Raw genomic sequence first — 9,611 nt, 5'->3', positions numbered from 1 at the left:
TACGCTACCGCGTAAGGACCGGCATACCGTGGGAAGGCATTCCGCCCCCTTTGGACAAAGCAAATTCCCTGTTGCGCACTTTCTACAGATGGTCGGGAAAAGGAATTTTTCAAAGCATCCCCAAATCCTTATCTGAATTTCCCGGTATGGAATCGGTGTTTGTGGAGGGCAGTCACATCAAAGTCCGCCAGCATGCAGCTACAACCGTTGGTGAAACCGGTGCTGTCGGGCACAGCCGCAGCGGCAACACCGCTAAAATCCATTTGGCGGTTGATGCCGATGGCAATCCTGTCGGTTTCAAGGTCACCCCCGGAGCGGCCAGTGACATCACAACCGCACCGGAATTGTCAGATAAGATTGATTTGCCGCCAACCGGAATGCCGGCTGCCGACAAAGGTGGTGACCCGGATACGTTCGGGCAACAGCCTGCCGGTATGGGTGTGAAGCCGGATATTCCTGATCGGAGAGACAGGGCACGGTTGAATGTATCCATGGATGGGTACTTATGGATGGGTACTTGTATAAATGAGGCATTGGGTTGGGAATGCCTTTGAAAATTTGAAGCATTTTCGTGCTGCCGCTACCTGCTACGACCGCTTGAAGCCTCACGACGAAGGCATAGTTGCCTTGGCATGTGTGACGGCTGCCCTTATGATAAGGAATTGGCAGGACACCCTAGTTTCGACGCAATTTTTTCCCATACCGCTTCCAAGGGAATTTCACCGAGCAAACGCGTTTTATTATCGGTATTAATGCTTTCCGGATGGGGCAACTCGCCGAAATCGCCGGCCCATACCACGTCCGCCTGTTCCGAATAAGGCCGCCAACGGCTTACCCATGTCGGGCCGAACAAGGCAACTTGCGGTTTGTCCAAAGCTGCCGCAATGTGCATGGGCACGGAATCGACGCCGAAAAAAAGTTGTGCGCCGTCAATGGCTGCTGCTAATTCGCGCAGATTGAGCCTGCCGCCCATGTCCCACACGTTCACGCCTGACGGCACATTCAGACGGCCTAAAATCTCATCAAGCATATTGCGTTCTGCTTCATCGGGCGCGGCCGTCAGCACCACATTACAGCCGTGGTCAAGCAAAAGCTGCACCACCGCCGCATTTTTACCGTCTTCCCAACATTTAAACAACCAACGAGAACCGGGATGCACCAACACATAGCCCTCACCGCGCCAGCCTTGTTCGCGCAGTTTGGCTTCCCAACCGCGCCGTGCCTCACCGCTTACCGTCAACAATACTTTCGCGTCACCGCAATCCCCGCGCGCCAACAGTGGCGGCAACACCGCTAAATGCCGCTCTACGACATGATGGCCCGCGTCCAAATCGGGATTGATGAAATCATGGAAAAACCGCCATGCCGCATTGTCGCGTTTTTTATAATCCAAAGCCACACTGCATTGGGCGCAGAATTTGGCAATCACTGCCGTGCGCCATTGGTCGGACAAGTTAAACGCCCAATCATAACGGCGTGCTTTGAGCAGTTTGAACAAATCAGCCTCATGCTTGATCTGCGCTTTGACCCCCTGTTTTTTCCACGACCGGTCTACGCTGAAAATATTTAAAATATCAGGATTGTCGCGGATAATGTCTGCTGTTTCCTGATACACCAGCATATCGACTTCGCAATCGGGAAAACGCTGTTTGATGGCGGCCACCACCGGCGTGGTGAGCAAAACATCGCCGTGATGGCGTAATTTGATGATTAAAATTTGTTTGGGGTCGGTGAGGGACATAACGACTTTCAGACGGCCTATGGCACAAAATGAAGAATGATTCGCAATTGTAAAACGAATAGAAATTTTAGGGAATGTCTCCATATAAGTTATTCAATTTGGGGCTCAGGAAGAAAATCTAATCCAAAGGCATATTCCGTGACATTTCCAACAAAATTGCATACAGGTTATCATGTCTGTGATTAAAGCGGAATTCCGTTTCTTTCAGGTGCCAATAAAACGTCCGTCCGGATACGCCGTTAAATTCAACCATCCTGTTTTTTGCATAAGCCCAAAATGACCCCATTCCGCTGATATGCCGAACCCCTCCGGCAAGCCCGTTACCTGCGTGACGGACACGGAAGTGTTTTTCACAGCCCATATCAACCAGAACCACGCCGGCCACCGGTATTGGTAACGCCTTTGATAGGGAGATAGCCCCGGATAACCTTTTGCAGCATGACTTTTGAAGCACCGGGTACGGTTCCGGTACGGACCTTGTCATCACGCTTCAATATGCCCAATACGGTGGTTTTTCCACCGGTTCCCCGAGCCCGTTTGCCACGAATGCGTCGGGCACCGGAATAAGGCCCATCCGGTTCGGTGATACCTGAAAACAGGGTTTGCTTCCCACATTCGTCAGCAATACGGTGCCGCAGTTTGGGGAACGGGTTGTTGGCACTTCGGACACTGGCTGCCGTTAATCCGGCTGTGTCGGAAGCAGTCAAATCTAAGGCAGAAAGGTGTAATATTTGCCGGAATTTCTGCCCGGAAAGTTTACCGGCCTTTGGGTACTTGTTTTTAATATACATATCATAGGCTTACCATAAAGTTTTATGAGTTTTCTTCTTAAACCCCTTCAATTTTAATTGCCTAGCCTTGAAATTTTGTAACTTCATGTAATCAATAAAACCCTGTTTCTCCTTCCGGACGTGTCTTAAAACGCTTATGCAACCAAAAATACTACTCGGGGATTTCACGGGCGCGCGCTTCGATAAAATCATTCATACGCTGTGTGTCTGCCACCACATCGCCACCGGGAAAGTTTTCCCACGGGGCGTAAAAGCGCAAGGTTACGGTATCGTCCGCCTCTCGAAACGGAACCGCCGGAATCACTTTGGCCTTCGCCATGCCGGCAATACGGCTCAAACCGGTGATGGTGGCAGTGAGGAGGCCGAAAAAATCGACAAAAATCGAATCGTTTTGGCCGAAATCCTGATCGGGCAGATAAAGAAACGGCGCATCGCTTTTGGGCAAATGTAGAATGACGCTGGCACAGACCATTTGTCTCGCCGGCGGCTGTTTTTGGGGCATAGAAGCCTACTTTCGCCGCATTCACAGTGTATCGGAAGCAGTTTCGGGCTACGCCAACAGCTGCACCGAAAATCCTTCTTACGAAGATATTTGCCACCGCAACACCGGACATGCAGAAACGATATAAAGTGGCCTTTGACGATGAAAAAATCAGTTTGACTGATATATTTATATTGCAATACTATTTCCGCATCATCGACCCGGCCTTGCCCAACCGCCAAAACAACGATGTCGGCAAGCAATACCGTACCGGTATTTATTACACCGACACCGCCGATGAGCACCGCCGATGAGCCGGTTATCCGTGTCGCATTGGCCGCCCAGCAGCAAAAACATGCCATACCGATTGTGATTGAATGCGAACCCTTACAACATTTCTATCCTACCGAAGACTACCATCAAGATTACTTGGGCAAAAATCCCAACGGCTATTGCCATATCAACATCCTTTTGGTACACAAACCTTTATCCGCCGACACTGTCACACCGCGCGCGTTCGCCGGGCCGTCTGAAAGCGAGATTCAGGCAAAACTGGGCAGCGGAGAATATTACGTCACCCAACAAAGCAGTACCGAACGCCCGCTGACGGCCACTCGTTCGGGCCGGGTATTTTAGTCGATATTGTCAGCAGCAAACCTTTGTCCAGCTCTGCTGATAAATTCGATTCAGGCTGAGGCTGGCCCAGTTTTACCAAGCCGATTGCACACGGGCATATCACCGTGCTGGGGGATTTGAGCCATGATATGAGCCGTATTGAAGTGCGCAGCAAAACCGCCGATTTGCATTTGGGACACATTTTCCCCGACGGACCGCAAGAACTGGCAGGCGGCCTGCGTTTTTGTATCAACGGCGCAAGCCTACGTTTTATTCTGTTGGACAAAATGGACGAAGAAGGCTAGGGCGAATGGGAATACCTGGTTGAGGCCGTCTGAAACCTGTTTCAAACATTAAACCAAGGCCGTCCGAATGTTCAGACGGCCCCGATATCTATCTTGGCGAACCGATTAGGCAAATCTAAAAATATTCTTTTAAATCAGCAATATTATAAAAAATAAAGCGGCAAAAACATCCCATTGAAACCACACCTAATCAAATCCGCATCAATTATTTGATCACCACCGGCATAACGTTCACCGGCCACGGCGCAGACAGTTTATTGTTGGAACGCCGGCTTGCTGGTTAAGGGAGCATCCGGCCTGTTCAGCAACATCCAAACCAAAAAATTAGACAGACTTAAAAAACAGACCATTCGAATTAATTTGAGCGTATTCGGAGAATTTTAAGACATTTTGAAAACACATAAAATCACCACTGAGAAAATCGAACAAACGGTATTAGTGGTGGATTTAGCTGCCAAATAGCCTATTCACGTCCAAAACCATGAACGCCCCCTTGTATGGGGTGTAATATATAAGGCCGTCTGAAACAGATTCAGACGGCCTTGCCGACTTGGAAACATTAAGCTTCATTCGGGTGAATCAATCCACCCGTTGATTGTCGGCCGCATTACAGCAAACCCGGCTGGCCCAGCGCAGGGTCGGTTGCGCGTGCGGCTTGCGCATCGGCAACAGTCATGCCCAAGGCTTTGGCCACGCCTTCGCCGTAAGCAGGGTCACACATAAAGCAGTTGCGGATGTGGCGGTATTTGATGAAATCTGCCGCATCGCCCATTGCTGCAGCGGTGTTGTCAAACAAGGCTTGTTTTTGCGTGTCGTTCATCAGGTTGAACAACGCGCGCGGCTGGCTGAAGTAATCTTCATCATCTTCGCGGAAATTCCAATGAGCAGCATCACCGTTGATTTTCAAAGGCGGCTCGGCAAATTCCGGTTGCTCCTGCCACAGGCCGTAGCTGTTTGGTTCGTAGTGTTTCAAGCTTCCATAGTTGCCGTCAACGCGGTTGAGACCATCACGGGCGTTGCTGTGAACCGGACAACGAGGTGCGTTCACCGGAATCTGATTGCGGTTGACACCCAAGCGGTAACGTCCGGCATCAGCATAGTTAAACAAACGGGCTTGCAGCATTTTATCCGGCGACACGCCGATACCCGGAACCAAATTGCTCGGCGCAAAAGCCGCTTGCTCGACATCGGCAAAATAGTTTTCCGGATTTTTGTTGAGCTCGAATTCACCCACTTCAATCAACGGGTAATCGCCTTTCGGCCATACTTTGGTCAGGTCAAACGGATGATAAGGGACTTTCTCCGCATCCGCTTCCGGCATGATTTGAACATACATTTTCCATTTCGGAAACTCGCCACGCTCAATCGCTTCATATAAATCGCGCTGATTACTTTCACGGTCTTTAGCAATCACGGCTTCAGCTTGGGCATCGGTCAGATTTTCAATGCCTTGCTGTGTGCGGAAGTGGAATTTTACCCAGAAACGCTCGCCTTCCTTATTCCAGAAGCTGTAAGTATGCGAACCGAAGCCGTGCATATGGCGGTAGGACCGCGGGATACCGCGATCTGACATCACAATGGTCACTTGGTGGAAGGCTTCTGGCAACAATGTCCACCAGTCCCAGTTGTTGTTCGAACTGCGCAAGTTGGTGCGCGGGTCGCGTTTTACCACTTTGTTCAAATCAGGGAATTTGCGCGGATCACGAATAAAGAATACCGGCGTGTTGTTGCCCACCATATCCCAGTTGCCTTCGTCGGTGTAAAACTTCAAGGCGAATCCGCGGATATCGCGCTCGGCATCAGCCGCGCCACGTTCGCCAGCCACGGTAGAGAAACGGATAAACATTTCGGTTTTTTTGCCGACTTCGCTGAAAATCGAGGCACGGGTGTATCGGGTAATGTCGTTGGTCACGGTAAACGTACCGAATGCGCCGCTACCCTTCGCATGCATACGACGCTCGGGAATCACTTCGCGCACAAAATCAGCCAATTTTTCATTCAGCCACAAGTCTTGCGACAACAACGGACCGCGCGGACCGGCGGTCAGGCTGTTTTGATTGTCGGCAACAGGCGCGCCGTTGCTCATGGTCAGGTGGTTAACAGGACATTTATTCATGGTTTTGCTCCTTGGTATTGCGTTATTAAATGGGAGAATCTTAAAAAAACACGGTTCGCTAACCTGCTTTTATGATTTTTTTTTTATATCATGGCCGGATAATATACTGCCGCCAGATCGGTTTGCGTGACACGGTGAAACAGAATATACACGAATATTTTAGCTATTAAAACTATTTAATCGATTATTTTTTGCTATTTTATCTGTTGTCGACTTTAATTAAGTTCAAATCATTAACATCCTGTCGAAGCAACAGTCCATTCTCATTCATATGTGGCACAAACCGCAGCCATCCGCACAATTTTTATGAAAACTTAAATTAAATGAATAAGATAGAATTCTAGAAAGCAAAATCACCCAAAAACGTGATAAGTTCCTGATATGAAATTAAAAAATAAATATCAAAAGTTCAACAAAATTTCAGAGCAAAAATTCAGCGCAATAATCCGCTGTTCCGCGCTTGAGTTAACCGCTTCCGATACCGCCAAAATAACCGCTATCAGTGTCCGCAGCATCCATCCTGTCTACTTTTGAAAATCAGACTCAGGATTACATCCTGATGCGAACCCAATTCACCCTTGTCCGGCATTGTCGGGAGAGACGGGCCTTAGACGTATCAGGGATAGCGCGGGTGCGGTGCTTCGGGTATAAAAATTGTCTTCGGAATATTGAAACGTAACGAACGTAACAGCGCTATCTATGGCAGGATTGTTCCTGATACATCAAAAACTCCGTTAACCAAAGTGATACGCGGCCACATTTCTGCCGACGGCGAAATCGACATCGATGACCGGAAGGCATATGGTGGTTTTGTAGATATGGGCTATGAGAAGCATTGCCGTGTCCATCATAATGCCGATGAGTTTGCCTGCAGGACGCAGCATATCGATGGTATCGGATCTTTCCGGAATGATGCCAAAAGGCGGCTGTCTAAATTTTATGGTATTTCGAAAGACATGTTTATCTGCATTTGAAGGAGGCGGAATTTAGGTTTAACCACTCTCATGAATATTTTGGTAAAACATTAATGAAGATACTTCGAAATAGCCCGATTTTATTGTTTTTACTTCCTAGTGCTTCCTGACAATGACTTGTCATAAAGGTAGCCACAACATAATACATCCCAAGATAACGGCACTTTCACATTCCTGTTTCAAACAGTCATATCGGGTTGCAATGCCACGATAATTCTTTAATTTTTCAGAAGTTTGCTCAACCGCATAACAGTTCCCCGATAGCTGCCTGTTGCGCTGCTTGTCTTTCTCTGTTAAAGGTTTGTCTCTGCGCGCTTTGCGCATAACGCCGTCTGAAAGCTGCCTTCTTTGATTGGCTTTGACGCCATCGTCTTTATCGGCACAGACAGTTGTTCCAAGTTTGGCGCCTGACAGTAAAGGCTCGAAAAGGTTGCTCTCGCGGGCCCTGGCTGAGGTGATGTGCAATTTCTTTCAGCCAATTAAATACTTAGTTAGGTTCGATAAAAGGATAGCTGGCGATATGCTTGACTGTCATGATTTGGGCTTGTTGGCGGAAGAAGCTGCTCATGGGAAATCCCTCTAAATTCTTTCAAGGTGAATTTAGAGAAGTTTTAGGGTTTTGCAAAGGTTTCACCATTCTTATGACAAATAATTGTCAGAAAGCCCTAAGCCCCATATTCAATTGCAGCGCGCATCCAATAAATAAGATGTCTCACCCGAATCTGCTTGGCCTGCAGCTTTCCCGCTGCCCAAACGTTTGCCCACCAGCACCACACTGCCTTATTCATTTAACAATTCCAAATGGGGCGGAAACGGTAGCCGCGTACATATTGCAATTCATGAGACAAGTTACGCTCTGCCATATTTTCCGTGCATTGATTACCTGCTTGGGTTTGGTTAAAAGTCAGCACATAATTGCCACCCATACCATATCGACCCGATATCTTAGTGCATTCCGACGCAGCACCAAAACCGTCATCGCTATATTAATGGTAAAAATCGCATTGGGATCATAAGGCGAATAGCCGCCAACATCGCTCAAACGCCAAACACCATAAATATTTGGTGCTTCATCCAATGGATTGTCCACCGGAATCACCACCGGGAAACATGCTGGCAACCATAAAGGCAGTTTTCTTCATCTTTATTCTTTCTGAGATGGGTTAAAATCACACAGACTCCATAATGGTTGTTCCTTTTTATGTCGATACTGTAATCGACGATAAAAAGGCCGTCTGAAATTTATGCTGATCGGATGTTAAATTCAATAAACTGCACGATACGTCCATTCCGCAACTTGTCGGAGCACCTTATCAGCTATACAATTTCAAATATTTATCGGAATTTTTGGACACACATGAAAGCAATGATTCTGGCTGCCGGCCGCGGCGAACGCATGCGCCCCTTGACTGACACTTGCCCCAAACCGCTGTTAAAAGTCGGCAAAGAGCCGCTTATCGGCTGGCATTTACGCCGTCTGAAACAAGCCGGAATCACGGAAATTGTCATCAACCATGCATGGTTGGGCGAACAAATCGAAGAAACTTTAAGCAATGGCGCACAATACGGCGTCAACATTGCCTACTCGCCGGAATTATCCGGTGGTTTGGAAACCGCCGGCGGCATTGCCACTGCCTTGCCTTTATTGGGCAATGAGCCTTTTTTGGCCATCAACGGCGACGTGTTAACCAACATCGATTTTCAAACAGCTTTTCCCGTTGCTCAAAAATTGAATCAAAACCAGCAACTGGCACATTTGTGGCTGGTTGACAATCCACCACACAACCCGAATGGTGACTTTGCATTGCTTTCAGACGGCCTTGTTGTATCAGACGCGCATATGGGAGAAGGCTTGACCTTCAGCGGCATGGGTGTTTACCGCCCTGATTTATTCAAAAACACACCTGCCCGTCAAGCAGCCAAACTGGCACCGCTTTTGCGTGCAGCAATGGACAATCAACAAGTCAGCGGCCAAAAACATAACGGACTTTGGCTGGATGTCGGCACCAGCGAACGACTGGCAGAAGCCAACCATTTGGTGGAAGACTGGGCGTAACCTTTATTCCAAAGCTGATGCAAGCACCAGCTGAGACATGGAACCGGCTTAATTTTGTGAGTTGAAATGAACCTATACACTATTTTCCTCACTTCGCCTTTGTTCAAACAAGTAAATATTTAAAATAAATCAATGAATTATACTATATTAAAATCAACCCCCCTCCGACGTACCTCGCCGGATTTAAGACAAGTAGACAGCACATTCCCTTGAGCTCAGCCAAAGCGCCATGAATAGGCGGAAACGAAGGAGACATTCATAAAATTACCGAAGCATGCAAAAGCACCGCCCAACCTTGTCTGCTTGGAAAAAACGGCAAGCATTAACCGGAAGGCCTGCCGCCGCACCACTGAACAGACCATCTAAAAAATTGACCGTGCCCGACTATTCAAAACCGGAAAAAACAACCGGAGCAAAAAACCGTCACGGCTCGCAAAGGGAAGACACGGCTTTACAACGCCAAGACGCAGAACAATACCCCGACGATTACCAACGGGAAAGAGCGGTTCGCTTTAACTGCACCCAACGGGCG

Annotated in this window: 9 protein-coding genes and 4 pseudogenes; 7 read left to right on the top strand and 6 right to left on the bottom strand. The window is 48.2% G+C overall.

Annotated features, from left to right (window positions below; translation table 11 throughout):
* The coding region (locus C7N83_RS11635) for a transposase (protein WP_146135154.1) at positions 1 to 554 on the top strand (554 nt) is incomplete at its 5' end.
* A 95-nt stretch (positions 555 to 649) separates the two neighbouring features.
* Here C7N83_RS11635 and rfaQ read toward each other — a convergent pair.
* From rfaQ to C7N83_RS11620, 3 genes and pseudogenes are all read right to left on the bottom strand, one after another.
* A complete protein-coding gene (rfaQ, locus tag C7N83_RS11630) occupies positions 650 to 1,741 on the bottom strand; it encodes a putative lipopolysaccharide heptosyltransferase III (protein ID WP_106742817.1) in 1,092 nt (363 codons plus the stop codon).
* A 118-nt stretch (positions 1,742 to 1,859) separates the two neighbouring features.
* A pseudogene (locus tag C7N83_RS11625) lies at positions 1,860 to 2,532 on the bottom strand (IS1595 family transposase).
* Positions 2,533 to 2,623: 91 nt separating this feature from the next.
* Positions 2,624 to 2,971, bottom strand: a pseudogene (locus tag C7N83_RS11620) (LpxL/LpxP family acyltransferase); the annotation flags it as partial.
* A gap of 13 nt (positions 2,972 to 2,984) precedes the next feature.
* Here C7N83_RS11620 and C7N83_RS17110 point away from each other — a divergent pair.
* The 4 genes and pseudogenes from C7N83_RS17110 to C7N83_RS16270 form a co-directional block, all read left to right on the top strand.
* Entirely contained in the window at positions 2,985 to 3,161 is a 177-nt protein-coding gene (locus C7N83_RS17110) for a peptide-methionine (S)-S-oxide reductase (protein WP_106742816.1), read from the top strand.
* Positions 3,145 to 3,327 carry a peptide-methionine (S)-S-oxide reductase gene (locus C7N83_RS16655; protein ID WP_106742814.1) on the top strand — a complete coding sequence of 61 codons (183 nt, stop codon included), beginning with the start codon at positions 3,145 to 3,147 and terminating at the stop codon, positions 3,325 to 3,327. The genes C7N83_RS17110 and C7N83_RS16655 overlap by 17 nt, the downstream gene beginning before the upstream one ends.
* Positions 3,311 to 3,649, top strand: coding sequence for a peptide-methionine (S)-S-oxide reductase (locus C7N83_RS16275; RefSeq protein WP_281256774.1), 339 nt, complete (start codon positions 3,311 to 3,313; stop codon positions 3,647 to 3,649). Before C7N83_RS16655 ends, C7N83_RS16275 begins: the two co-directional genes overlap by 17 nt.
* A gap of 41 nt (positions 3,650 to 3,690) precedes the next feature.
* Positions 3,691 to 3,933, top strand: a pseudogene (locus tag C7N83_RS16270) (peptide-methionine (R)-S-oxide reductase); the annotation flags it as partial.
* A 607-nt stretch (positions 3,934 to 4,540) separates the two neighbouring features.
* Here the strand turns inward: C7N83_RS16270 and C7N83_RS11600 are convergent.
* The gene (locus C7N83_RS11600) at positions 4,541 to 6,049 is read right to left on the bottom strand and encodes a catalase (protein WP_106742812.1); all 1,509 of its coding nucleotides are present in this window, start codon (positions 6,047 to 6,049) and stop codon (positions 4,541 to 4,543) included.
* 381 nt (positions 6,050 to 6,430) lie between these two features.
* On the opposite strand from C7N83_RS11600, the pseudogene C7N83_RS11595 reads away from it, so the two are divergent.
* Positions 6,431 to 7,133 (top strand): annotated as a pseudogene (locus tag C7N83_RS11595) (IS1595 family transposase).
* A 10-nt stretch (positions 7,134 to 7,143) separates the two neighbouring features.
* On the opposite strand, the gene C7N83_RS11590 reads toward C7N83_RS11595, so the two are convergent.
* The gene (locus C7N83_RS11590) at positions 7,144 to 7,488 is read right to left on the bottom strand and encodes a transposase family protein (RefSeq protein ID WP_106742811.1); all 345 of its coding nucleotides are present in this window, start codon (positions 7,486 to 7,488) and stop codon (positions 7,144 to 7,146) included.
* 439 nt (positions 7,489 to 7,927) lie between these two features.
* Positions 7,928 to 8,143, bottom strand: a complete 216-nt coding sequence (locus C7N83_RS14320) for a hypothetical protein (protein WP_146135153.1) — start codon at positions 8,141 to 8,143, stop codon at positions 7,928 to 7,930.
* A 237-nt stretch (positions 8,144 to 8,380) separates the two neighbouring features.
* On the opposite strand from C7N83_RS14320, the gene murU reads away from it, so the two are divergent.
* A complete protein-coding gene (murU, locus tag C7N83_RS11585; protein WP_106742809.1) occupies positions 8,381 to 9,079 on the top strand; it encodes an N-acetylmuramate alpha-1-phosphate uridylyltransferase MurU in 699 nt (232 codons plus the stop codon).
* The last annotated feature ends 532 nt before the right edge of the window (positions 9,080 to 9,611 follow it).

The sequence above is a fragment of the Neisseria iguanae genome (assembly GCF_003013245.1).
GTDB lineage: Bacteria > Pseudomonadota > Gammaproteobacteria > Burkholderiales > Neisseriaceae > Neisseria > Neisseria iguanae.
The sequence above is the reverse complement of the archived record's forward strand: the minus strand, read 5'-3'. Positions and strand labels throughout refer to the sequence as shown.

What these genes read in the sequence shown, in the direction of transcription:
- rfaQ (WP_106742817.1), bottom strand. Translation starts at nt 1,741, where the DNA reads ATGTCCCTCACCGACCCCAAACAAATTTTAATCATCAAATTACGCCAT.
- C7N83_RS17110 (WP_106742816.1), top strand. Translation starts at nt 2,985, where the DNA reads ATGACGCTGGCACAGACCATTTGTCTCGCCGGCGGCTGTTTTTGGGGC.
- C7N83_RS16655 (WP_106742814.1), top strand. Translation starts at nt 3,145, where the DNA reads ATGCAGAAACGATATAAAGTGGCCTTTGACGATGAAAAAATCAGTTTG.
- C7N83_RS16275 (WP_281256774.1), top strand. Translation starts at nt 3,311, where the DNA reads ATGAGCACCGCCGATGAGCCGGTTATCCGTGTCGCATTGGCCGCCCAG.
- C7N83_RS11600 (WP_106742812.1), bottom strand. Translation starts at nt 6,049, where the DNA reads ATGAATAAATGTCCTGTTAACCACCTGACCATGAGCAACGGCGCGCCT.
- murU (WP_106742809.1), top strand. Translation starts at nt 8,381, where the DNA reads ATGAAAGCAATGATTCTGGCTGCCGGCCGCGGCGAACGCATGCGCCCC.